18 protein-coding genes are annotated in these 22,811 nt (G+C 65.1%); 3 read left to right on the top strand and 15 right to left on the bottom strand.

Going from position 1 to position 22,811, the window contains the following annotated elements:
* Positions 1-139 precede the first annotated feature (139 nt).
* Positions 140-2,791 (top strand): hypothetical protein, encoded by a 2,652-nt coding sequence (locus LGQ10_RS29575; protein WP_226524011.1) that lies wholly within the window; start codon positions 140-142, stop codon positions 2,789-2,791.
* On the opposite strand, the gene LGQ10_RS29570 is transcribed toward LGQ10_RS29575, so the two are convergent.
* From LGQ10_RS29570 to LGQ10_RS29545, 6 genes are all read right to left on the bottom strand, one after another.
* Complete coding sequence (locus tag LGQ10_RS29570; protein WP_226524010.1) at positions 2,769-3,299, bottom strand: DUF3087 family protein; 531 nt, start codon at positions 3,297-3,299, stop codon at positions 2,769-2,771. The genes LGQ10_RS29575 and LGQ10_RS29570 overlap by 23 nt on opposite strands.
* A 123-nt stretch (positions 3,300-3,422) precedes the next feature.
* Positions 3,423-4,922, bottom strand: coding sequence for a PepSY domain-containing protein (locus tag LGQ10_RS29565; RefSeq protein ID WP_226524009.1), 1,500 nt, complete (start codon positions 4,920-4,922; stop codon positions 3,423-3,425).
* A gap of 53 nt (positions 4,923-4,975) precedes the next feature.
* Complete coding sequence (locus LGQ10_RS29560; RefSeq protein WP_226526231.1) at positions 4,976-7,144, bottom strand: TonB-dependent receptor; 2,169 nt, start codon at positions 7,142-7,144, stop codon at positions 4,976-4,978.
* 118 nt (positions 7,145-7,262) lie between these two features.
* Positions 7,263-7,646 (bottom strand): DUF2946 domain-containing protein, encoded by a 384-nt coding sequence (locus tag LGQ10_RS29555; RefSeq protein WP_226524008.1) that lies wholly within the window; start codon positions 7,644-7,646, stop codon positions 7,263-7,265.
* Between the two features lie 225 nt (positions 7,647-7,871).
* Positions 7,872-8,783, bottom strand: a complete 912-nt coding sequence (locus tag LGQ10_RS29550) for a universal stress protein (RefSeq protein ID WP_226524007.1) — start codon at positions 8,781-8,783, stop codon at positions 7,872-7,874.
* Between the two features lie 96 nt (positions 8,784-8,879).
* Positions 8,880-10,007, bottom strand: coding sequence for an MFS transporter (locus tag LGQ10_RS29545; protein ID WP_226524006.1), 1,128 nt, complete (start codon positions 10,005-10,007; stop codon positions 8,880-8,882).
* A 99-nt stretch (positions 10,008-10,106) separates the two neighbouring features.
* Here LGQ10_RS29545 and LGQ10_RS29540 point away from each other — a divergent pair, with 99 nt between their 5' ends.
* The gene (locus LGQ10_RS29540; RefSeq protein ID WP_226524005.1) at positions 10,107-10,871 is read left to right on the top strand and encodes an AraC family transcriptional regulator; all 765 of its coding nucleotides are present in this window, start codon (positions 10,107-10,109) and stop codon (positions 10,869-10,871) included.
* A 12-nt stretch (positions 10,872-10,883) separates the two neighbouring features.
* Here the strand turns inward: LGQ10_RS29540 and LGQ10_RS29535 are convergent, their stop codons facing one another.
* From LGQ10_RS29535 to LGQ10_RS29520, 4 genes are all read right to left on the bottom strand, one after another.
* Positions 10,884-11,324, bottom strand: coding sequence for a carboxymuconolactone decarboxylase family protein (locus LGQ10_RS29535; protein WP_058434701.1), 441 nt, complete (start codon positions 11,322-11,324; stop codon positions 10,884-10,886).
* 234 nt (positions 11,325-11,558) lie between these two features.
* Positions 11,559-13,001 (bottom strand): mechanosensitive ion channel family protein, encoded by a 1,443-nt coding sequence (locus tag LGQ10_RS29530; RefSeq protein ID WP_226524004.1) that lies wholly within the window; start codon positions 12,999-13,001, stop codon positions 11,559-11,561.
* Between the two features lie 257 nt (positions 13,002-13,258).
* On the bottom strand, positions 13,259-13,885 hold the full coding sequence (gene ycaC / locus LGQ10_RS29525; protein ID WP_058434703.1) for an isochorismate family cysteine hydrolase YcaC: 627 nt from the start codon (positions 13,883-13,885) through the stop codon (positions 13,259-13,261).
* Positions 13,886-14,026: 141 nt separating this feature from the next.
* Complete coding sequence (locus LGQ10_RS29520) at positions 14,027-14,902, bottom strand: pirin family protein (protein ID WP_226524003.1); 876 nt, start codon at positions 14,900-14,902, stop codon at positions 14,027-14,029.
* Positions 14,903-14,999: 97 nt separating this feature from the next.
* On the opposite strand from LGQ10_RS29520, the gene LGQ10_RS29515 reads away from it, so the two are divergent.
* The gene (locus LGQ10_RS29515) at positions 15,000-15,908 is read left to right on the top strand and encodes a LysR substrate-binding domain-containing protein (RefSeq protein ID WP_226526230.1); all 909 of its coding nucleotides are present in this window, start codon (positions 15,000-15,002) and stop codon (positions 15,906-15,908) included.
* Positions 15,909-15,954: 46 nt separating this feature from the next.
* Here the strand turns inward: LGQ10_RS29515 and LGQ10_RS29510 are convergent, their stop codons facing one another.
* From LGQ10_RS29510 to LGQ10_RS29490, 5 genes are all read right to left on the bottom strand, one after another.
* Positions 15,955-16,353: a hypothetical protein gene (locus tag LGQ10_RS29510; protein WP_058437312.1), complete on the bottom strand. Its 399-nt coding sequence runs from the start codon at positions 16,351-16,353 to the stop codon at positions 15,955-15,957.
* A 260-nt stretch (positions 16,354-16,613) separates the two neighbouring features.
* The gene (locus tag LGQ10_RS29505; protein WP_058437310.1) at positions 16,614-17,330 is read right to left on the bottom strand and encodes an MgtC/SapB family protein; all 717 of its coding nucleotides are present in this window, start codon (positions 17,328-17,330) and stop codon (positions 16,614-16,616) included.
* A 103-nt stretch (positions 17,331-17,433) separates the two neighbouring features.
* Positions 17,434-20,184, bottom strand: a complete 2,751-nt coding sequence (mgtA, locus tag LGQ10_RS29500) for a magnesium-translocating P-type ATPase (protein ID WP_226524002.1) — start codon at positions 20,182-20,184, stop codon at positions 17,434-17,436.
* A gap of 514 nt (positions 20,185-20,698) precedes the next feature.
* Positions 20,699-22,036, bottom strand: coding sequence for a lysine N(6)-hydroxylase/L-ornithine N(5)-oxygenase family protein (locus LGQ10_RS29495; protein WP_058433454.1), 1,338 nt, complete (start codon positions 22,034-22,036; stop codon positions 20,699-20,701).
* A gap of 149 nt (positions 22,037-22,185) precedes the next feature.
* Entirely contained in the window at positions 22,186-22,668 is a 483-nt protein-coding gene (locus LGQ10_RS29490; protein WP_058433455.1) for a sigma-70 family RNA polymerase sigma factor, read from the bottom strand.
* Positions 22,669-22,811 lie beyond the last annotated feature (143 nt).

The raw sequence follows: 22,811 nt of genomic DNA, 5'->3' as shown, positions 1-22,811 counted from the left end.
CGCCTGCTGCGCTCCCTGACTGCAGCGCACCATGGCGTCCCCGCGCCCGGTTGCATACCCCGGCCAGCGCATCCGGTATCCTGCTGGGCGCTCGCCGGCATGCCCGGCCCAGCGCGCCCCGTGCTCCCAAGGAAGGCCCATGACATCCGCCGACACCCCCTACCTGATCGAACAGCAACGCATTCGCTTCAGGCGCCTGAGCCTGCACCAGCAGCCCGAAGCCGCCAACTGGGGACTGGCGCTGTCCGGTGGCGGCATCCGCAGCGCCACCTTCTGCCTCGGGGTCCTGCAGGCGATGGCGCGGGCTCCGGCCCCCGGCACCCCTGCCGACGGTGCTGCGCAACCTGGGCAAAGCGCCCGGGAGAACAGCCTGCTGTCGCGCTTCGACTACCTGTCCACGGTCAGTGGCGGCGGCTACACCGGCAGCTTCTTCTCCAGCCTGTTCCTGCCTGGCCGCTTGCGGCCCGCGGACGCCCAGGACCCGGTGGGCCAGGCGGCACGCGACGCCTACCAGACCCTGCGCTACGAACCGCCGGGACGCATCAGCACCGGTGTCGATTACGCCGAGCGCCCGGTAGGCCAGGGCCCAGCGGCCTGGCTGCGGGAAAACGGCCGCTACCTGACGCCCACCGGCGCCGGCGACATGCTGTATGCCCTGGCCATGACCTGGCGCAACTGGCTGTCGCTGCACGCCATGCTCGGCCTGCCGATCCTGCTGGTGCTCAGCCTGCTGAGCCTGTTCCAGGTGCTGAGCCACAGCAGCCTGCTGCTCTGGCCGCTGATGGCCGCCCTGCTCTTCGCCCTGCCCTGCGCCGTGGCGTACTGGCTGGTGATCCCCCGCGGCGACCTGGACCAGCCCCCCCAACTGGCCAACGCCGCTTACCGCAGCCTGCTGGCGATCGTCGCCGGCCTGTGGCTGGCCGGCGGCCTGGCCTATGGCGTGGCCCAGTGGCAGGCGGCGGGCGGCCTGGCCCTGGCTGGGGCCCTGATCGGCAGCAACGCGTTGCTGATCACTCGCCGGCTGGTGCGCAGCCTGGCGAACAACCGCGACCCGGGCAAGGACAGCCGGTGCCAGAACTGCGTGCGCAACTACCGGGTCCAGATCACCCGCGCCCTGGGCCGGGCCATGGTCGCGGTCACGGGCCTGGCGTTCCTCGCCCTGCTGGTGAGTGGCGCGCAGCTGCTGTACGGCTACCTGCAGGCGTATCGGGCCCTGGGGGCCATGGCATTGCTGGTGGGGGTCCTGTGGCTGGTCCGCCGCCTGGTGCTGCTCAAGGACGAAAAACCGCTGCCGGGCTGGATGCGCAAGCTGCCCCTGGACGTGCTGGCACTGATTGCCGGTGGCCTGCTGCTGACCCTGCTGTGCCTGTGTTGGGCGTTGCTGGTGCAGTGGGTGGCCCACGACGGTGGCGTGGTGGCCTATGACTCGGCGGCGGCCTGGCGCCTCCTGGCCCTGAGCCTGCTGGCGGCACTGCTGGTCTGTGCCAGCGGGCGTTTCATCGGTTTTCTCAATACGTCGTCGCTGCAGGCCTTTTACAGCGCGCGGCTGACCCGGGCCTATCTCGGGGCGTCCAATGGCCGGCGCTTCAACGGTCCGGCGCAGCAACGCCGTACCTACCTGAGCGTCGCCGAACCGATGTCCAGCGACGACCTGTCACTGCAGCAGTACTACGCCACCCCCAGCGCCGGGCCGGTGCACCTGATCAACATCACCATGAACCTGACGGTGGACCCCGCCGAACAGCTGGTCCAGCGCGATCGCAAGGGCCAGCCGCTGTGCATCGCCCCCAACTGGGCCCCCGCCCTGGACGGTACCTGCATGCCCTGCGACGGTCCGGCCGAAGGCTACACCCTGGACGGCAAGCCCTACCGCCGCGACCTGCGCCAGGCACCGGCCTCGGAAATCATGCTGCCCCTGAGCCTGGGCCAGTGGATCGGCGTCTCGGGCGCCGCCTTCAGCACCGGCCTGGGCCGGGCCACCAGCCTGGGCATGTCACTGGTGCTGGGGCTGGCCAACATACGCCTGGGGATCTGGTGGCCCAGCCGCTTCCTCGACCCTGGCCAGCAGCATTGGGTCCGCCAGGACCTCAAGCCCTGGACGTACTACAGCACCCAGGCCTATCTGTTCTATGAGCTGACGGCGCGATTCCACGGCTACCGCCGCGACTACCAGTACCTGTCCGACGGCGGGCACTTCGAGAACACCGCCACCTACGAGCTGCTGCGCCGGGATCGCCAGGTCCGGCTGATCGTGACCTGCGACAGTGGCTGCGATCCGGACTACCGCTTCGACGACCTGGCCAACCTGGTGCGCCTGGCCCGTATCGACCAGGCCCTGGAAATCCGCGAGGACCCGGGCGTGCTCCAGCATCCGCAGCTCAAGGCGCTGTTCGCCAGCCAGGAGGAGTTCCGCCAGCCGGCGACGACCGCCAGCCGCCAGTGCGCACTGCTGCTCAACGTGCATGCCCGTGCAGCGGGATGCGAGGCGGGCATGGCGGCCCAGCCCCATTGCCGGATCCTGGTACTCAAGCCACGCCTGATCGCCCGGCTGGCCCCTGACGTGCTCAATTACGCCCGCAACAACCCGGGCTTTCCCCACCAGAGCACCGTGGACCAGTTCTTCGACGAAGCGCAGTTCGAAAGCTACCGGCAACTGGGCCTGGAGATGGGCCAGGCACTGTTCGGCCAGAGTGGCCAAGCCAATGAAATGGCCGAGGCCCTCTGGCGCTACCTCGACGGCAACGAGTCAGAGCGTGAAACCGCCGACCTCAGCGCGGCCGATGCGCCTTGACCGCTTCCAGCCACTGCGCGTCCAGGCGCTCCTGCTGCGGGTCGATGTCCTTTTCTGCCAGCAGCGCCAGGTGCCGCTCCACCTCGCCGAGCATCTGCCCATGGGCGCTGGAGTTGGCGTCCAGCTGATGCATCTGGGCCAGCCCCAGATGATAGAAACGCAGCAGCTTGAGGGCCGCCGGGTCACCGGCGGCAACCCCGGCCGTGACCTGGTGCATGACGTTGGTCACCCGCATCAGGCTGCGCTTGAGGCGCCAGCCATAGACCGCCGCCGCCATCCACGGTTGCTGCCAGAACACACAACGCACCAGGGCCGCGCAGACCAGCAAGCCCACGCCGACCCCCAAGGCGTTCCAGACCAGGTTGTCACCGCCGCTCTGGCCGAACAGCGCCACGGCGGTGCTGGCAAACAGCATGGCCAGGGCAATGAACACCAGCGCGATGATCAGGGTGCTGCGGCGGGTTTGCCGACGGTAGAGCTCAGGGTCCTGGGGGGTGATGACGAACATGGCGCGATGGGCTCCACTGGCTGAAGAAAGGGGCGGGCATTATCACCGCTGCCTGGCGAATCGGTGACGAAATTCGCCGGCCAGGGCGTAAATATCCCAAGGCATTGATCCAGGTCGGTGTATTCATCCCCGGTCTCCCTGGCGGCGCCCGGGCCGCAGCGACCGGCCCAGGCGCCGCCAGCCCAGCACCACGCCGCTGACGCTGATCAGCAAACCGCCGGCGCTGAACAGCAGCATCCACACGTCCCACAGGGGCCGGTTGCCCAGCAGTGGCAACCAGTCCCAGCTGTGCAGCAGGGCGAACAGCCAGCGCGAAGCTCGCCGTGGCTGATCCAGCTGCCCCACCACCGCGCCGGTGTAGAGGTCCAGGTGCAACCAGGTACGCGCCGGATCATCAAAACGCAGTCGCAGCACCGGCAGGCGCTGCTCCAGGTGACCGAGCATGCTCTGGGGCTCCCGGGCGTAGTAATAGAAGTCGTAGGCCTGAAGTTGCTCGGCCTGCACCGCCCACTCGGGAGCCATGGCCTGGGCCGCCTGTTGCAGGGTCTGCGGGGCAAACTGGTGCAGGACCCGGTCGGTGGTCATGTCCAGGATTCGTGTGTGCCCGGCGCCGTCGAAACCGATCACATAACCCCGGCCGGCGATCATCCGCCACTCCAGCTCCCGCACACGTAGCCCGTCATCGGCAAAACGCTGCAGGGCCTGGCGGGCACTCAAGGGAAAGGCCGCCGCGTCGAGCGCCGCCCCCTGGTATGCCGCCAGCGACAGCGGCCGGGCACTGCTGAAGACCTTCCACGGATTCATCGACATCAGCCCGCTGAAAACCCAGGTAATGACCAGCACCCCGAACAGCAGGCCGCCCACATGATGCCAACGGGCGAAGCCCTGGTAGGGTGAGTGCGAGCCGTTGCGATAAGGCCGCCCGAAGCGCCAGCGCAGCACCCCGACCGCCAGGCCGAGCACCGCCATCAGCGTCGCCCCCAGGGACAGGTAAATGACGATCGGCCCCCAGGCGCCATCGATGCCGATACCTCGCAGGGCATACAACCAGTGCAGCCAGGCACCGATCCAGTTCCAGGCGCGCTCATTGGCCGTGGCATCGCGCACCACTTCGCCAGTGCTGCCGGAGACGTACAGCAGCCGCCCTTGGGCATCGGCAACCGCCACCCGATGCAGGGGCCTGTCGCCGTCCAGGGCCCGGGACAGGCTCCAGGTGTCCTGCTCGACCACACCACGATCGCTCGCCGCCACCCCGGGAGCGAACTGGCGAGCCGCGGCCAGCGCCTGTTGCAGATCAGTCGGGGGAGCGGGCAGCGCACTTCGGGCATCCACTGCCACCTTGCGCCCGCCCGGGTACTGCAGGACATAACGCGGGGCTCCGGCCACCGTAAGCAGGCGAATGCCTGTGGGTGGCTGCCCGGTTGCGGCTGCCACCAGCACCTGGCCCAGGCTGGCGCCCTCCTCGTCCAGGACCAGGGGCGGCAAATGAGCCAGGTGTTCGGCGGGTGTCAGCTTGGGATAACCGACATACAGCATCACGGCCCCGGAAACGAACCACAGGGCCATGAACAGGCAAGCGACGATTCCCAGCCATCGGTGCCAGAGATACAGGTAACGCTTCATAACACGCATCTCGCAGAGGCGCGGGGTGCCTTCAGGCACCTCGCAGGTTCAGGTCAAAACCGCGTTTGCAGCGCCAGTTCGAAGGTCCGCGGCGCTCCCAGGTACAGCTGGGTAGACGCAGTGCTGCGGGCGTACACCCGGTCGGTGAGGTTGCGCACCCGGGCAGTGATCCGCGTGTCGGCATCGATCCGGTACCCGACGAATGCACCGAACAGGGCATAACCCGACGCGTAGCGGGTGTTGGCCGCATTGGCGTACATCGACGACACATAACGGCTGTCGGCGCCCACCTGCCAGGACGGCGTCAGGTCATAGGTCAGCCACAGGTTGGCGACCTTCTCGGGGATATTCGTGGGGCGGTTGCCCTTGCGCGACACCGGCCGGCCGCCGACGTTTTCATAGAACTCGTCGTACTGGGCGTCGACATACGCGAAGTTGCCCTCGGCCAGCAGCCTGGGCGTGACCCGCAAGGACGCGGCCAGCTCGACCCCGCGTGAAGACTGCTGGCCCACCGGTTGGCTGTTGCCGGGATTGGCCGGGTCAGCGGTGGACAGGTTCTTGCGCTCGATGCGGTAGGCCGCCAGGGTGGCCGAGCCACGACCCTCGAGGAAATCGAACTTGCTGCCAATCTCCCACTGGTTGCCGGTGCTGAGGTCGAAGTTGCGCACCTGGCCATAGCTGGCGGTGGTCAGGACACCGGCCGGCGGGTCGGCCGCGGTGCTGTATTGCACGTAGACGTTGGCCGTCGGCGTCAGCTCGTAGACCAGGCCCAGGCGCCCGGTGGTGGGCCGGTACTTGCGCTGGAAGAACGCCGGGTTGGCTTCGTTGACGGCCCGGTAGTTGGTCACTTGCAGGTCGATCCGGTCGTGGCGCAGGCCACTGAGCAGCGACAGGCGCTCGGTGAGTTGCAGGCGGTTTTCCAGGAACAGCGCCCAGGTATCCACCTGGTTACTGCGGTTCTTCTCGAAGCTGCGGCGTACCCCTGGCAAGCTCCAGAAGCTGCCGGGGTCGAAGCGGTCCGGGTCGAGGCTGTCCACCGGGCCAGGCAAGGACAGCGGGTAGTTGCTCATGACGTTGTGGCTGTAGTCGACGCCTGCCGACCATTGGCTGTCCAGGCCGAACAGGCTGGCGTGGTGCAGCAGCTCGAAGCGGTTGCCATTGAGCTCCTGGGCATGGCGCTGGAGCAAGATGCCGGATCGCACCACTTGGGTGTTGTCGTCGTTGTAGGCGTAGTTCTCCACGTTGCGGTATTCGCGATCGGCGTTGTAGTGATACAGGGTATTGCGCAGGGAGGTGGCATCATCGACCTGGTAATCGATGATCGAACGCAGCCAGCGCACCCGCTGCTCGTAACGGCCGTCGCTGACGTTGTAGTTCTCGAAGCGTCGGCTGCGGTCCACCTGCATCTTGCCTTCCAGGGGGGCCAGGGCCGGTGTGCCCCAATAGGGGCTGTCGACGCGCTCATCCTGGTATTCGAAGGCCAGGGTATGGGACAGCTGGTCGTTGACGTCCGTCAGCAGGGAAAACGCCAGGGTCCAGGCATCACGCTGTTCGCGATCGATGTAGCCATTGCTGGTGCTCTGGTTCAGGTCCAGCCGCGCGTAGTGCCGGGGGCCCGGACCGGCGTTGAGGGCGTGGTTGAAACCCAGGGACAAGTCGCGACGATCATGGGAGCCATAGCTCATGCGTCCTTCGTTGAACGACTCGCTGCGCGAGGCCAGCTTGGTGATGTAGTTGATGGAACCCCCTACGGCACCCGCGCCATGGAGAAAGCTCGACGGCCCGCCCACCGCCTCCACCCGGTCGTAGATCCAGCTGTCGACCGGCCGTGCGGCGATGGAGTCGTACTGCACGCTGATGCCGTTGAACAGCTGGGTGATCTGCGGTCCGGAGAACCCGCGATAGGACACGAACCCCGGTATGCCTGGTGACGAGGCGGCGTTCATGCCCGGCATGCCCAGCAGCACGTCCTGGGTAGTGGTGGCGCCGCGCTGCTCGATCTGCTGGCGCTCGACCACACTGATCGACGCCGGGGTCTGCCTGGGGGTCAGGCCCAGGCGCGAACCGGTGGTGCCCTGGGCATCGAGTTGCAAGCCGAACTTTTTCTCTTCATCGGCGCTGATGCGCATCTGCGGCAGTTCCAGCGTGCCCTCGGCCAGGGCATTGAAAGACAGGACGCAGCACAATGCCGCGCAACGGGGAGAGCGATACAGGTACTTCATAGTCTCGGACTCGGAAAAAACCATCGAATGCCACCCGCCCGTGGCCACGCGAGCGAGCGCACGGCAACAGGCCAGGAACGGCAAGGACGCGACCGCGATGGGTCGCCGGGGAGCCAGGTCAGCTCAGAGGGGGAGCCCGAGGGTTGAGGGGCGGCCAGCCATAGCGTGGCGGCGCCTTGTCATGCCGCGCGACCCTGGGTCGTTGCGGACGCTGGCGGCGCAATAGCCAGGCCAGGCAAAACAGCAGTCCCAGGCCAAGGGTCACGGCCGAACACAGGGGACAGACCAGGGTATTGAGCCAACCGGCACCCGCCTGGTCACTGAAGTCGGTGTCCACGCTCGGCCCCTGGTTGCCCATGGCGGAGCAGAACTGCCCGCCTACGCCATTGAGCTCCAGGCCGGCCACCTGGCCATGACCCAGGCCGCAGACGAACACGTTGAACAGCACGCAGAAATACAGCGTCCAGGCAACGTGGTGGCGATGGGGTGAGGTGCGAGTCATGGGGCGCAAGATTAACAGCCGGCAACGCCATGGAAAATGACCGTTACATTTTTCCTGGGCACGCCCGCAGCGCTTCGTGTAGCCGCTGCCGCAGGCTGCTCACGGTCCGGCACGGACTGCCCGGGGCTTGCGCGTCCAGCCTGGAACACCGCGATGGCGGGCGCTGCGCCCCCCCCCGGTCGCAGCCTCGCCCGCTCGGCAGCGGCTAGGGGGTTGCGTAGGCGGTCATTGGCGATCCATGGACTTCACCGCCAGGATGCTGCCCGGCATCGAGTACAGCGCCCGTTCGGTGGTGCTGCCGATCAGCCGGCCAAAGCCCGTGCGGTGCACGGTACCCATGACCACGGCGTCCACCAGGTACTCATCGACGAACTGGGCGATGCCCGGCACCGGCGGCCCCATGATGAAGTGACGGAATTCCTGGGGAACGTTGTGTGCATCCCCCAGGCGCTCGAACTCCTTGTGCAAGGAGTCGCGCAGTTCGTCCAGGCAACTGGCGCTCCAGGCCGTGGAGGCTACCGGGGCCACGCCGTCGATCATTGGCATCAGGTCGTAGGCATACAACAGGTGCAGTTGCGCATCGCACTGCAACGCCAGGGCGTTGGCGGTGCGGATGATCTGGGCGTTGAGGCCACTGATCTGGGTGTCGGACTGGGCCGGGTCCACGGCCGCGACGATCCGCCGTGGCAGATTGTTCGGTGCATCGTTGACCAGGTGCACCGGCACGGGCGCATCGCGCAGCAGGTGGCAATCCAGCGGCGTCACGAAGACCCGCTTGAGGACCGATTCCAGGGTCACGTCCTTGATCAGCAGGTCAGGCTTGATTTCGGCGATGCAGTCCAGCATGTCCTTGAGCACCTGGGTGCTCCAGATCACCTGGGTGGTGACCTCAACTCCCTGTTCGCGCATCCATTGCGCCTCCACCTGCAACCAGCGCTCATGGCGTTTCAGGTAAGCCTGGCGCTCACTGTCCTCCAGGTGCTCCTCCCACAGGTAGGTACGTGCTGGTGGCTCGACGAAGAGCAGGGCATGCAGCCTGGCGCCGCTGGCCCGGGCCAGGGCGGCGGCCCGGCGAGCAGCGGGAGACTGGTGCTGTTGGGGATCGGCGATCAGCAACAGACGCTGGTACTGGCTCATGGTGCACCTCCTTGTTTGGCTATGACCTTGAGTGTCGAGCCTGTCGAGCCCGGGCGCCTTGATACGTATCAACGGCAAGCGGCCTTGCGGCCAGGATCAGCCACGCGCGCCCTTCAGGCACAGCGCCAGGGCCAGGACGCCGCACAGACACAGGCTGATCCCCAGGGCCTGGGCCCAGCCCACCAGCAACAGCCCGATGCCGATCAACAGGTAATAGAACAACCCGAACAGCGCCCCGGCGCTGCCCAGTCGATCGCTGTAGGCAGCCAGGGCCGAACCGAGGATATTCGGGATCGCCAGGCCGAAACCCAGCACCACGGCCCCCATCGGCAATACCAGCCACAGGCTGTGCTGCAGGGCCAGCACCCCCAACCCTCCGACCAGCACCGCCAGGGCCGCCAGCACCAACAATTGCCCGCTGTGCCAGCCTCGCCCCAGCAGATGGCGGTTGCACCAGGCACCACAACCGGAAGCCAGGGCCAGCAGCGCACCGCTGTAGCCAAACCACCGCTCGCCCTGCTCCAGGTCGCGGAACAGGAACGGTGCCAGGCTGTAGTAGCTGAGCAGCGCAATGTTGAACAGTGCCACCAGCACGGCCGAACGCCAGATACCGCGATCGCGCAGCATCTGCACCAACGTGCCGGCCAGGGGTGGCAGAGGCTGGGCCGGCGGGCGGGTTTCCGGCAGGGAGTGGGCACTCCAGGCCAGCAGGATCAGGGCCAGGACCAGCAGCCCGGCCAATGTGCCACGATACCCAAAGGCCTGGGCCAGGGCGGAGCCGGCGAACAGGCCGATGGCCGGACTGGCCGCCAGGACCATGCCCACCAGCGAGAACACGCGGATCAGTTCACGCCCCTGGAACAGGTCTCGCAACAGGGTCTGGGTCACCACCGACCCCGCCGCCACACCCAGGGCGGCCAAAGCCTGGCAACACAACAAGGCGCCAAAGCTGTCCGCCTGCAGACCCAGGCACTGGGCCAGGGCATACAGCGCCAGGCCGCCCAGCAGGGCCGGACGTCGACCCCAGCGATCGCTCAGGCGGCCCCACAACACCACCCCGGGCGCAAATCCCAGGAGCAACACCGAAAGGCTCTGGGCCGCCTGCTGCGCAGCCACGCCGAACGCCTGGCCGACATCGGCCAGCGCCGGACTGTAGAGGGTCTGGGCGATCTGCGGAAACATCAGCAGGGCCATGGCCAGGGGCAACAAGGTACGGGGATTCATCGCAGGAAACTCGGCAGGAAACACATGCCGGCGATTCTAGGCAGCCGCTATTGGCGTATTATCGAACTCTTGCCAAAAACTATCGGAAACCAGACAACCATGGCATGGCTCGAGCCCCAGGCGCACTTCGACCCGGACACCTTCAGCGCACCAGTGCTCGGTGTCGCCGCGACCCTGGGCGATCACGACTCCGGCCTGCACCGGCATCGGCGCGGCCAGTTGCTGTACACCCGCCAGGGCTGCACGCGCATCACCCTGGCCGACCGCCTGTGCCTGCTACCACCCTCGCGAGCGGCGTGGATCCCCTCGGGCGTCCAGCACCGTGCCCAGATGCAACAGAGCGTGGACTATCGCTCGCTGTACTTCTGCCCCGAGCTGGCACTGCGGCTGCCGCCTGAAGTGACAGTGATCGACGTCAGCCCGTTGCTGCACGCGGTGCTGGAGCCCATGGCCCAGGCTGCGTTCGATTGCGACTGGAGCCAGGGCCGCTACCCTCACCTGTTGGGTTTGTGCCTGGAAGAAATCAGCACGGCCTCGCACCAGCCGCTGTCCCTGCCCCTGCCCCGGGACAAGCGCCTGCAACCTTTGCTGGAGGACCTGCAACGCCTGCCACCGGAACTGCAGGTACTGGCCACCCGGGTCGGCGCCAGCAGCCGGACCATCGGCCGCATCTTCCAGCGCGAGACCGGCCTGGGCTACCAGCAGTGGCGCCAGCAATGGCGGCTGATGCGCGCCATCGAGTTGCTGGCCACCGGCCGCAGCATCGGCTACAGCGCCTTCGAACTGGGCTTTGCCAGCGACAGCATCTTCATCGCCTTCTTCAAGAGCATGACGGGCACCACGCCCCGGGCTTATTTCAAGTGAAGCACAGGGCATTCAGGCCTGGGGCAATTTGCGAAAACCCACCGCCAGGCGATTCCAACTGTTGATGGTGGAAATCGCCATCGTCAGGTCCACGCACTCGCTGGGGCTGAATTGACTGGTCAACAACTCGTAGTCGGCGTCCGGCGCCTGGGTCTCGCTGAGCCGGGTCAGGGCTTCGGTCCAGGCGAGGGCGGCACGCTCGCGCGGGGTGAAGAACGGGCTTTCGCGCCAGACCGCTACGGCGAACAGGCGACGTTCGGTTTCCCCGTGCTTGAGGGCATCCAGGCTGTGCATGTCGACACAGAAGGCACAGCCGTTGATCTGCGAAGCCCGCAGCTTGACCAGCTCGACCAGGGGCTTTTCCAGGGGTAGCCGCGAGACCGAGGCCTCCAGGGCGAGCATGGCCTTGAGGGCCTCGGGCGAGGCGGTGTAGAAATCCAGGCGAGGTTGCATGGGTGAAACTCCGGGTCAGTCAGGATGTGGCTAAGTTACGTCGGCCCATGGCAGTGGCCAATGACCAATCCGGCGGAACTTGAATAGACCAATGCTCGGTGTTTTCTGTCGCCGCTGCGGTGGGCCTGGATTCCGTATCGGCGGGTGCGGTGCACCCGTGCGCAGCCTCGCGGGCTCGGCAGCGGCTACAAGGGCTGGCACGGTTTCGTGTGGCCGCTGCCGCACGAGTGGGCCTCAGGTGCGGCTGCGCAGCCACTGCAGGAACCCTTTCTTGAGCACCGGCTTGGGCTGCGCCTGGGTCAGGCTCTGGGCCATGTGCCGGCGGAAGTCCAGGAGGTTCTTCATGGCGTCGTTGATGTCGTGGCGAGCATCCAGGCACGGCTTGAGGAACTCGTTGTCGATGCGATACAGGCTGCAGAAGGTCTTGGCCGAGAACTGGGCCTGGGTCGCTTCCTCGGATACCACGCCGGCTTCGCCGATCACCTCGCCCGGCCCCATGCGCCCGGCCTCGAACGGCGCCCCTTCGCGTTGCATGGTCACCGACACCACACCGGATTCGATGATGAACAGATGATCGCTGACCTCGCCGGCCGGCAGGATGATTTCGCCGGCGCGGAAGGTTTGTAGCTGCATGTTCTGGCTGAAGGTGTCCTTCTCTTCCTGGCGCAGGGTGGAAAAGATGCTCGAGGCGTCCAGCAATGCCCGGGGCCGGGACAAGGCCGCTGGCTGGCTGGCCTCGTTGCTCGACAACAGGCTGATGCCACTGGCCTGCAAGTGGCGGAACGCCAGGTCGAACAGCTGGTTACGCACTTCGCGTTTCTGTCCCATGCTGGCGACAAAACCGCTGATCTCGTATTCCGCACCGCCGCTGCTGGTGCTCTTCATGGCGACGCTGGCGCCTGGACTGGCGAGCAGGAACCGACAGCCCAGGGTCGCACGCTCCAGGGCCTCGATGACCTTCTGCGGACGCGCATGGGGGCTGACCTGCACGCTCACCGCCAACCCGTGGATATCGCTGGGGCGGCTGAAATTGGTGATCTTGGCCTTGGAGGCCAGGGAGTTGGGAATCACCACCATGCTGCCTTGTGAGGTCTGCAGCCGGGTGGCTCGCCAATCGATATCCACCACCCGGCCCTCGGTGCCATCGATGGAGATCTGGTCATCGATCTGGTACGGCTTGGTGGTGTTGAGCACGATCCCGGAAAACAGGTCGCTGAGGGTGCTCTGCAATGCCAGGCCGACGATGATGGCCAACGCCCCGGAGGTGGCCAGCACTCCCTTGACCGGCAACTCCAGTACATAGGCCAGGGCGGCGATGATGGCGATCAGGAAGATCAGCGCGCCCATCAGGTCCTGGAGCAGCCGCCCGGTGTGGCCGACCTGCTGCATCATCAGGGTGCCCAGCAGCACCGTCAGGGTCCGGGCGCCGAACAGCCACCAGCCGATCTGCAAGCCGGTGGCGGCCAGGTGCAGCGGCACGTCGTCCGGCCAGGGCGCGGCCTGCATGGGGTTCATGCCCTGGTTGAACAGCATCAGGCTGTAGAGACAGAAGATCAGCACCCGAACCGCCAGTTTCCAGTGTTCGCCACGGGCGCCTATCACGCGCCAGAGCACGATATCCAGGAACAGCAGGAACAGCGCGGCCAACAGGGGGTGATCGGCGAACAGGGAAAACATCGAGGCGCTCCAGCAAGACGAGGACGGCAAGATCGCACGAAAGAGGTTGCAGCAGGTATAGCCGCAAAAGCTGGAGCATGGCGGGCAGGCGCGAGAGGCATCCCGGGCACTCGCACATCAGGTGTAGCCACTGCCGCAGGCTGCGCACGGCTCGGCGCGAGCCGCCAAACCTGCCTGCGCGATACCTGGGTACCGCGCATTGGCGGGCGCTGCGCACCCGGTCGCAGCCTCGCGAGCTCGGCAGCGGCTGCGGGGGCTTACTTGCCCTGGGTCAGGGTGTTGTAGCTGGTCATCAGGTTGCGGTAGTCGGGGATGTGGTTGGAGAACAGGGTACCCAGGCCCTCGATGTCGTTGCGCCAGTCGCGGTGCAACTCGCACGCCAGGCCGAACCAGGTCATCAACTGGGCGCCGGCATTGGACATGCGGTTCCAGGCCGAGTCGCGGGTCAGTTCATTGAAGGTGCCGGAGGCATCGGTGACCACGAATACCTCGAACCCCTCCTCCAGGGCCGAGAGCGCCGGGAAGGCCACGCAGACTTCGGTAACCACGCCGGCAATGATCAGCTGTTTCTTGCCGGTGGCCTTGACCGCCTTGACGAAGTCTTCGTTGTCCCAGGCATTGATCTGGCCAGGGCGGGCAATGTACGGGGCATCGGGGAACAGGCTCTTGAGTTCCGGCACCAGCGGGCCGTTGGGGCCAGTCTCGAAACTGGTGGTGAGGATGGTCGGCAGCTTGAAGTACTTGGCCAGGTCGCCCAGGGCCAGGACGTTGTTCTTGAAGCGATCGGGGTCGATATCGCGCACCAGCGACAGCAAGCCGGCCTGGTGGTCCACCAGCAGAACGGCGGCGTTGTCCTTGTCCAGGCGTTTGTAAGCAGTAGTCATGATGAAGTCCTCGCTAATGATCGATGCCGGGCAACCCGGCCTGAGTGAAACCCGTGGTGCCCACCACCACAAAGTGGTGGGCAGCGGGGTGTAGCACGTGGCGTGCAGGGCCAGCCCTGCACACCGCGCCAACGCTGGCGGTCAACGACCGACAGCGTCCATCCGGCCAAAGCGTCCCGATTGGAAATCGACAAAGGCCTGATGAATCTCCTCTTCGCTGTTCATCACGAACGGGCCATGGCCGACGATGGGTTCGTCGATGGGCTCGCCGCTGAGCAACAGCACAATCGCATCGGTATCGGCCTCCAGGCCGATCAGGTCGCCATCACGCTCCAACAGTACCAACTGGCCTTCGCGCACCTGCTCCTGGCCGTTGACCTGCAAGGTGCCACGCAACACTACCAACGCCGTGTTACGCCCCGAATGCAGTTCCAGGTCCAGGAACTTGCCGGCCCGCAGGCGCAGGTCCCAGACGTCGATCGGCGTGAAGGTCCGGGCCGGGCCCTGGCGGCCGGCGAACTGGCCGGCAATCAGGCGCAGGCTGCCGGCATTGCCTGGTAACGGCAGTTGCGGGATATCGCTGGCCAGGATCGTCTGGTAGCCGGGAGCGGCAAGCTTGTCCCGGGCCGGCAGGTTGACCCACAGCTGGACCATCTCCAGGTTGCCGCCACGGCGGGCGAAATCGGCAGAGTGAAACTCCTCGTGGAGGATGCCCGATGCAGCCGTCATCCACTGCACGTCGCCGGGGCCGATCTTGCCGCCGCTACCGGTGGAGTCGCGATGTTCCACCTCCCCATCGTAGACAATGGTCACGGTCTCGAAGCCGCGATGGGGATGCTGGCCAACACCGCGCCGGGCGCTGGTGGGGCTGAACTGCTCCGGGCCGGCATGGTCGAGCAGCAGGAACGGGCTGATGTGCTGGCCCATCTGGTCGTAGGAAAACAGGGTACGGACCGGGAAACCGTCACCCACCCAATGGGGCCTGGGGCTGGTGTAGATACCGATGATGTTTTTCATGTAGTCCTCCAGAACTTTCTGATGGACACACCTTAAAACTCACACCTTTGCCACGCTAGACTGCAAAAATCACCCTTAGCGTTCTATTTGGAGAACGATATTGGAAGACCTCAATACCCTCTACTACTTCACCCAGGTGGTGGAGCATCGCGGTTTTGCCGCCGCCGGCAGGGCCCTGGACATGCCCAAGTCCAAGCTCAGCCGGCGCATCGCCCAGTTGGAAGAGCGCCTGGGCGTGCGCCTGATCCAGCGCACCAGCCGGCACTGTTCATTGACCGAGATCGGCCAGGAGTACTACCAGCGCTGCCTGGCCATGCGGGTCGAGGCCGAAGGCGCGGCGGAAGTCATCGAGCGCAACCGCTCCGAACCCCAGGGGCTGGTGCGCGTGGCCTGCCCCACCGCCCTGCTCAACTCCTGGGTCGGGCCGATGCTCACCCGCTTCATGCTCAAGTACCCGCTGGTGGAACTGTTCATCGAAAGCACCAACCGCCGGGTCGACCTGATCCATGAGGGCTTCGACATCGCCCTGCGGGTGCGCTTTCCGCCCCTGGAAAATACCGACCTGGTGATGAAGGTACTGGGCAACAGTACCCAGTGCCTGGTGGGTCATCCGGACTTTCGGCAGCGCCTCTCGAACCCGCCCTCGCCAGCCGACCTCAGCGGTTTGCCGAGCCTGCACTGGGGCGCGGCGCAACGTGACTACCACTGGCAATTGCTGGGCCCGGACGAAGCCGAGGCGTCGATCCGTCATCGCCCGCGGATGGTCACCGATGATCTGATCGCCCTGCGCCACGCGGTACTGGCTGGAATCGGCGTCGCCCATCTGCCCAAGGTGGTGGTACGCGAGGACCTGGACGCCGGACGCCTGCACGAGCTGATCCCGGGCTGGGCACCGCGCTGCGGGATCGTCCACGCCATCTTCCCCTCGCGCCGCGGCCTGCTGCCTTCGGTGCGCAGCCTGATCGATTTTCTTGGCGAGGAGTTCAGCCACAGCGACATGGCCTGAGGCATCCCGGATGCCCGCCACGGCCACCCGCTGCGCAGTTGAACGCCTAGGCCGGCGAGAGCCGGTTTCCCGGAGGATCGATGGAAAACATCAGTTGCCGGATCGCGTCGCGGTCCGGCAGCTCGGCCCGGATGACCCGGACCCGCTCGTGCCGCTGGCTGGAAAACGGCGGGAAACACCCGCTGCCATAGATCAGCACTTGATGGAGTTGCGGATGGTCCAGGCAGAACGCCAGGAGATCGAATCCGCTGTGGAGCGCCAGGGCGCCATTGATGATCAGCAGGTCGAAGGGTTCACCGGCGTAGTCCACCAGCGTCAGCAACTCCTCCAGCCGATGCACGGGGACCACCCGGTAGTAGTTCAATTGGTTGAGGGTTCTTTCGATCTGCATCCGGTGAAAGTGCTGATGGTCGGCGATCAATATGCGCAGCGCTCTGTTGGACATGGTCTCGATCCAGCTGGTGAGTTGTGCCCGGTGGGTGCGGGCCTCCTGAATCGGTGGAAGGCTGAGGGAAGCGTCCGTGACGCTGCCATGAGATTGTTCTGAAAATCCGCCGATTTCACCCTTGTGCTGGTGCATGAACGACCCACGACAAGACTGAGCATCGCCGTCAACCGACACCCGATGCTTTCAGCGCCAGGCCAGCTGTGCGAAAGCTCTTAATATCCCGTAAGGGCTTTCCCTGTCAGCCCTCCCCACGTGGATTACTCCGTGGTGCTCGGGCTCCAGAACGCCTGCTGCACCAGGGGCGAGCCCGACAACCGCGCCACCAGGGCATCGAGTTCATCACCGTCCACCGAGGTGGTGGCCAGGGTGGCCTCGATCTGCACGTCCTCGCTGCCAAAGGCCTGCACGTCGACGTCGCTGGCCGGGTAGTTGCAGCGCGCCAGTTCAGACTCCAGCAAGGCGAACACAGTCTTCTGCCTGGAGCGATGGGTAATCACATAGACGATGTTGGTGACCTCGGCAGAGATCACATCCAGTGGCTGGCGGTTGATGTTGTTGACGATGGGGCGCAGCAGGGTATTGGCCGCCAGTACGAACAGGGTCCCGAGCAAGGCTTCCAGGACCAGGTCGGCACCGGCGCAAGCGCCGACCCCCGCCGAAGCCCAGAGGGTGGCGGCGGTGTTCAGGCCGCGCACATTGCCCTCCTCGCGCATGATCACCCCGGCCCCGAGGAAACCGATGCCCGAGACCACGTAGGCCACCACCCGCACGGCGCCTTCGGCTCCCCCCAGGCGGTTGGCCATATCGACGAAGATCGCTGCGCCCACCGCCACCAGCACGTTGGTGCGCAGGCCGGCGGTACGCTGGCGGAACTGACGCTCGAAGCCGATCAGGCCTCCAAGGATGAAGGCCGTACTGAGGCTGACCAGGGTATCGATCAGCGAGTCCAGGTTGACGTTGTGCAGGGCTTGCATGGCGTAGATCCTCTTGGCGACATGCGGCAAGTTACCCGCGGCAGGTTACAAGCAGCACACCGGCCCCTGGAACCTGCCGCTCGCGGCGAGCCATTGCTGCGCCTTACTGCCAGCCGAAACGCCGGACATAGAAGCCCTTCACGGCCTGGGTCAGAGCCATGTAGGCCAACAGGATCACCGGCAGGAACACGAAGTACAAAGACGGCAGCGCCTGCAGCTTGAAGTAGTGCGCCAGCGGCCCCATCGGCAGGAAGATCCCCACCGCCATGATGACCCCGGTCATCACCATCAGCGGCATGGCCGCCCGGCTTTGCAGGAACGGGATCTTCGGGGTGCGGATCATGTGCACGATCAGGGTCTGGGTCAGTAGCCCCACCACGAACCAGCCGGACTGGAACAGCGTCTGGTGGTCCGGGGTATTGGCATCGAACACGTACCACATCAGCGCAAAGGTGGTGATGTCGAAGATCGAGCTGATGGGCCCGAAGAACACCATGAACCGCCCGACATCTGCCGGCTGCCAGCGCTGGGGTCTGGCCAGCATCTCGTCGTCGACGTTATCGAAGGGAATGGCGATCTGCGAAATGTCGTACAACAGGTTCTGCACCAGAAGATGCATCGGCAGCATCGGCAGGAACGGAATGAAGGCACTGGCCACCAGCACCGAGAACACATTGCCGAAGTTGGAACTGGCCGTCATCTTGATGTACTTGAGCATGTTGGCGAAGGTCCGGCGGCCTTCCAGCACGCCCTCCTCCAACACCATCAGGCTCTTTTCCAGAAGGATGATATCCGCCGCTTCCTTGGCGATATCCACCGCGCTGTCCACGGAGATGCCGATGTCGGCAGTACGCAGCGCCGGCGCATCGTTGATGCCATCGCCCATGAACCCCACCACGTGCCCATTGGCCTTGAGCAGGCGGACGATGCGCTCCTTGTGGGTCGGCGTCAGCTTGGCGAAGACATTGGTGGTCTCCACTGCCTTGGCCAGTTGCTCGTCGCTCATGCGCTCGATGTCGTTGCCCATCAGCAGGCCTTGCTGTTCCAGGCCCACTTCACGGCAGATCTTGGCCGTGACCAGCTCGTTGTCGCCGGTCAGCACCTTGACCGCCACCCCGTGCTCGGCCAGGGCCCTGAGGGCTGGCGCCGTGCTGTCCTTGGGCGGGTCGAGGAAGGCCACGTAACCGATCAGGGTCAGCTCGCACTCGTCCGCCAGGCTGTAGGTATCCCGCCCGGCGTGCATCGGCCGCGCCGCAACCGCCACCACCCGCAGGCCCTCTTCGTTGAGGTCGGCGGTAACCCGGCGGATGCGCGCCAGCAATTCCTCGGTCAAGGCCTCCTCGGCTTCGCCGTGGCGCACATTGCGGCAGACCGCCAGTACTTCTTCCACGGCGCCCTTGCAGATCAGCAGCGGGGGCAGGCCCTGTTCCGCCACCACGACCGACATGCGGCGGCGGGTGAAATCGAAGGGGATCTCGTCGACCTTGCGAAACGCGGTGCCGACCTCGAGCTCCCGGTGGATTTCAACATGCTCCAGCACCGCCACGTCCAGCAGGTTTTTCAGCCCGGTCTGGTAGTAGCTGTTGAGATAGGCCATTTCCAGCACGTCGTCGGACTCCTCGCCCCACACATCGACGTGGCGCGCCAGGAAGATCTTGTCCTGGGTCAAGGTGCCGGTCTTGTCGGTGCATAGCACGTCCATGGCGCCGAAATTCTGGATCGCATCCAGGCGCTTGACGATGACCTTCTTGCGCGACAGGAACACTGCGCCCTTGGCCAGGGTCGAGGTGACGATCATCGGCAGCATTTCCGGGGTCAGGCCCACGGCGATGGACAAGGCGAACAGCAGGGCCTGCATCCAGTCGCCCTTGGTGAAGCCGTTGATGAACAGCACCAGCGGGGCCATCACGAACATGAAGCGGATCAGCAGCCAGCTGACCTTGTTGACCCCATGCTGGAACGACGTCGGTGCGCGATCGGTGGCACTGACCCGCTGGGCCAGGGCGCCGAAGTAGGTGCTGTTGCCAGTGGCCAGGATCACCGCCGTGGCAGCACCGGATACCACGTTGGTGCCCATGAACAGGATGTTGTCCAAGTCCAGGGGATTGCTGGTGTCGGCATCCTGCTGACGCGCGAACTTCTCCACCGGCATGGACTCGCCGGTCATCGCGGCCTGGCTGACGAACAGATCCTTGGCGCTGAGCACCCGGCAGTCGGCGGGGATCATGTCGCCGGCCGACAGCAGGATCAGGTCGCCCGGTACCAGTTGCCGGATGGGCAGTTCGATACGCCGCGCACCGCCGGCCTCGGCTGCCAGGCGACCGGGGCCGGCCAGGGGAGCCGAGTCCGGCCGCATCACGGTGGCGGTGTTGCTGACCATGGCCTTGAGGGCATCGGCGGCCTTGTTCGACTTGGTTTCCTGCCAGAAGCGCAGCAAGGTCGAAAGCACCACCATGGAAAAGATCACCGTGGCCGCCTTCATGTCCTCGGTCAGCCAGGAAATCACCGCCAGCAGGGTCAGCAGCAGGTTGGAGGGGTTCTTGTAGCAGTGCCACAGGTGGGTCCACCAGGGCAGCGCCTGCTCATGCTCGACCTCGTTGAGCCCGTACTGCTCACGCAGGGCATCGGCCTCCTCGGTGCTCAGGCCATCGGTGTGGCTGCCAAGCTGGTCCAGCAACTGCGTGGCACCGCTGTTGGCCGCCGCCACCAGGGTCTGGGCCAGGGTTGGCGGTACGTCGCGGCTGACGCTGGCATCGCTGAAGCTTTCCAGCAGGGCCAGGCGGCGGAAGTGCCGGGCGAAATGCCGGGTCCGCAGGAAACCGGCGAAGAACTCTTTCAACAGGGTGAGCTTCATGATGATGACTCCTGCACGGGCGGCGCTGGAGATGCTCCGGACAGGTACCGCCGAAGCTTGCGCGTGGCGCGCCTGACGCCCACGCAAGAACGGCCCGCAGGCCCCGGGAGACTTGCGCGTCGAAGCCGCCACGAAGCGGCACCAGGCCGGATCGGGCGTTGATCGGAGTCATCAGGAAGGGAGATCGGGAACGACCCGACGGGGTCGCGACCGTAATGCCGCCTCTCGCTGGATGGCGAGACAACGGCAGGAACGAAGGCTGCGCGCTATCTTGCCGGGACCGCGCCGGTTACCGAGACCGGCTGACTCCTGTCACTCGAACAAGTACCCACACCGGGCCTCCATTGATTGAAAACGCGCGCAGCTTACGCCGCGCTTTTTGCAGAGTAAACCTGGGGAAAACCCTGGCCGAGGGAATTGAAAAGTTCTTCAGCCAGGGTTCAGGAAAAGACAAAACATAACGCTTTTGTTGCACGCCAGCCGCCGCCGCAGGCCTGCGGCAGCGGCTGGTGCCTCAGCTGGCGGTGGCCAGCAGCATGTCGCGAACCGAGCGGCTCTGGCCACGGGTCTTGCCATGTTCGTACAGCGAATCGGCAATCTCTTGGGCACGGATCGGCAGCACCGACAGCAAGGTATCGCTCAAGCCATGGCTGGCCTGGCTGAAGCCTTGCAGGTAGATGCCGGCCTTGCAGCGCTCATCGGTGACCAGGCGATAGTTGCGATCGACTTCGAAGTCACCCAGGTAGGTATCCAGCGGCGCCAGCAGGTCGCGGTACAGGTTGCGCTCATAGCCGGTGGCCAGGACCACGGCGTCGTAATGACGAACCTCGCGTTCGCCGGTGGCGGCATTGCGCAGGATCAACTCGATGCCAAGGTCGGTGGCCGTGGCCTTCTCCACCGTGGTCAGGGTACGGAACGCATGACGCGCGATACCGGAGACCTTCTGGCGATAGAAGATCCCGTAGATGCGCTCGATCAAGTCGATGTCCACCACCGAATAGTTGGTGTTCTGGTATTCGCTGACCAGACGCTCGCGCTCGCTGTTGTTCTGCTGGAACACCAGGTCGGTGAAGGCCGGGGAGAACACTTCGTTGACGAACGGGCTGTCATCGGCCGGTTTGAGGGCCGAGCCGCGCATGATGATATCGGCCTGCACCGAGGGGAAGCTGTCATTGAGGTCGATGAAGGCCTCGGCAGCACTTTGTCCGCCGCCGATGATGGCGATGTTCATCGGCTTGCCGTTGACACAAGGCTGCTGGGCCATGCGTTCCAGGTACTGGGAATGATGGAAGACCCGGGCATCGCCCTTGAGGCCCTTGAAGATCTCCGGAACCCGCGGCGTCCCACCGGTACTGACCACTACCGAACGGGTGGTGCGCACCTGCTCGACGCCCTGGGCGTCACGGGAGATCACTCGCAGCGCCTCGACCTGCTGGCTGTGCAGCACCGGTTCGATGCCCAGCACTTCTTCGCCGTAGCGGCTGTGTTCCTGGAAGTGCCCGGCCACCCAGCGCAGGTAGTCGTTGAACTCCATGCGGCACGGATAGAAGGTGCCCAGGTTGATGAAGTCCACCAGGCGATCGTGGTGCTTGAGGTAGTTGACGAAGGAGTAGGGACTGGTGGGATTGCGCAGCGTCACCAGGTCCTTGAGGAAGGAAATCTGCAGCTCGCTCTGGGTCACCAGGGTGTTGCCGTGCCAGCGATAGTCCGCCTGCTTGTCGAGGAACACCGCGTCCAGTGGACCGTGCTCCTGACCGCGCTCTTCCAGCGCAATGGCCAGCGCCAGGTTCGAGGGGCCGAAACCGATACCGATCAAATCGTGAACGTGGGCCGATGCAATTGCCTGTGTCATTTCCAGTGTCCTCTGGATAAACCGCCTCAACGCGGGGGATAAAGTGTCACGGTGACCCGACTGGCCCATGCAGCGCAGCAGATCGTCTGTTGAGTAGGGACGAGGACAATGAAAAAAAATTTAACTAAATAAGACGCAATGCGCTTGACCTATTGGGCTTCCCACTGACGCAGGCGAACACGGCAGTGTTTCATGGCATTGACGATGTGTTTCTCCACCAGGCTGCGGGAAATCCCCAGTTGCTCGGCAATCTGCGGATGGGACATTCCCTCGAGCTTGCGCAGCAGGAAGCTCTCGCGACACAGCCTGGGCAATTCGGCCAGCGCCCGTTGCAGCATCTCCAGGCGCTGGCCCTGGTCCAGGCTGGTTTGCGGCGAAGGATTGAAATAGCGCTCTTCGTTATCCAGCACTTCCAGGGGCTCGGATTGGCGCAGGGCGTTGCGCCGATGGCCATCGATCACCAGGTTCAACGCCGTACGATAGAGGAACGCCCGCGGCTGCTCGATCGGCGTGTCGCTGGAGCGCTCCAGTACCCGGATGTAAGCGTCGTGCACAACATCCTCGGCCACCTGGCGATTACCCAGCTTGGCATGGAGGAAGCACATCAGCTCGCGATAGTAACTTTCCAACATGGCTCCCAACCGCCCCCTCGGCGATTCTGTCCTTGAGCGACACCGGCGACAGCCGGTTGGCCCAGTGATTCAATGATGGCAGTTTTGAACCAGCGTAATTTATAGTAATTCTCATATAGATTTAAAGTACCGCAGGGTCGCAG

Origin of the sequence: Pseudomonas sp. L5B5, from assembly GCF_020520285.1 — a bacterium.
GTDB lineage: Bacteria > Pseudomonadota > Gammaproteobacteria > Pseudomonadales > Pseudomonadaceae > Aquipseudomonas.
This window is presented reverse-complemented; position numbering and strand designations above follow the sequence as displayed.

Bases quoted from the DNA above. Each gene is read 5' to 3' on its own strand.
- LGQ10_RS29575 (WP_226524011.1), top strand. From the start codon at position 140: ATGACATCCGCCGACACCCCCTACCTGATCGAACAGCAACGCATTCGC.
- LGQ10_RS29570 (WP_226524010.1), bottom strand. From the start codon at position 3,299: ATGTTCGTCATCACCCCCCAGGACCCTGAGCTCTACCGTCGGCAAACC.
- LGQ10_RS29565 (WP_226524009.1), bottom strand. From the start codon at position 4,922: ATGAAGCGTTACCTGTATCTCTGGCACCGATGGCTGGGAATCGTCGCT.
- LGQ10_RS29560 (WP_226526231.1), bottom strand. From the start codon at position 7,144: ATGAAGTACCTGTATCGCTCTCCCCGTTGCGCGGCATTGTGCTGCGTC.
- LGQ10_RS29555 (WP_226524008.1), bottom strand. From the start codon at position 7,646: ATGACTCGCACCTCACCCCATCGCCACCACGTTGCCTGGACGCTGTAT.
- LGQ10_RS29550 (WP_226524007.1), bottom strand. From the start codon at position 8,783: ATGAGCCAGTACCAGCGTCTGTTGCTGATCGCCGATCCCCAACAGCAC.
- LGQ10_RS29545 (WP_226524006.1), bottom strand. From the start codon at position 10,007: ATGAATCCCCGTACCTTGTTGCCCCTGGCCATGGCCCTGCTGATGTTT.
- LGQ10_RS29540 (WP_226524005.1), top strand. From the start codon at position 10,107: ATGGCATGGCTCGAGCCCCAGGCGCACTTCGACCCGGACACCTTCAGC.
- LGQ10_RS29535 (WP_058434701.1), bottom strand. From the start codon at position 11,324: ATGCAACCTCGCCTGGATTTCTACACCGCCTCGCCCGAGGCCCTCAAG.
- LGQ10_RS29530 (WP_226524004.1), bottom strand. From the start codon at position 13,001: ATGTTTTCCCTGTTCGCCGATCACCCCCTGTTGGCCGCGCTGTTCCTG.
- ycaC (WP_058434703.1), bottom strand. From the start codon at position 13,885: ATGACTACTGCTTACAAACGCCTGGACAAGGACAACGCCGCCGTTCTG.
- LGQ10_RS29520 (WP_226524003.1), bottom strand. From the start codon at position 14,902: ATGAAAAACATCATCGGTATCTACACCAGCCCCAGGCCCCATTGGGTG.
- LGQ10_RS29510 (WP_058437312.1), bottom strand. From the start codon at position 16,353: ATGTCCAACAGAGCGCTGCGCATATTGATCGCCGACCATCAGCACTTT.
- LGQ10_RS29505 (WP_058437310.1), bottom strand. From the start codon at position 17,330: ATGCAAGCCCTGCACAACGTCAACCTGGACTCGCTGATCGATACCCTG.
- mgtA (WP_226524002.1), bottom strand. From the start codon at position 20,184: ATGAAGCTCACCCTGTTGAAAGAGTTCTTCGCCGGTTTCCTGCGGACC.
- LGQ10_RS29495 (WP_058433454.1), bottom strand. From the start codon at position 22,036: ATGACACAGGCAATTGCATCGGCCCACGTTCACGATTTGATCGGTATC.
- LGQ10_RS29490 (WP_058433455.1), bottom strand. From the start codon at position 22,668: ATGTTGGAAAGTTACTATCGCGAGCTGATGTGCTTCCTCCATGCCAAG.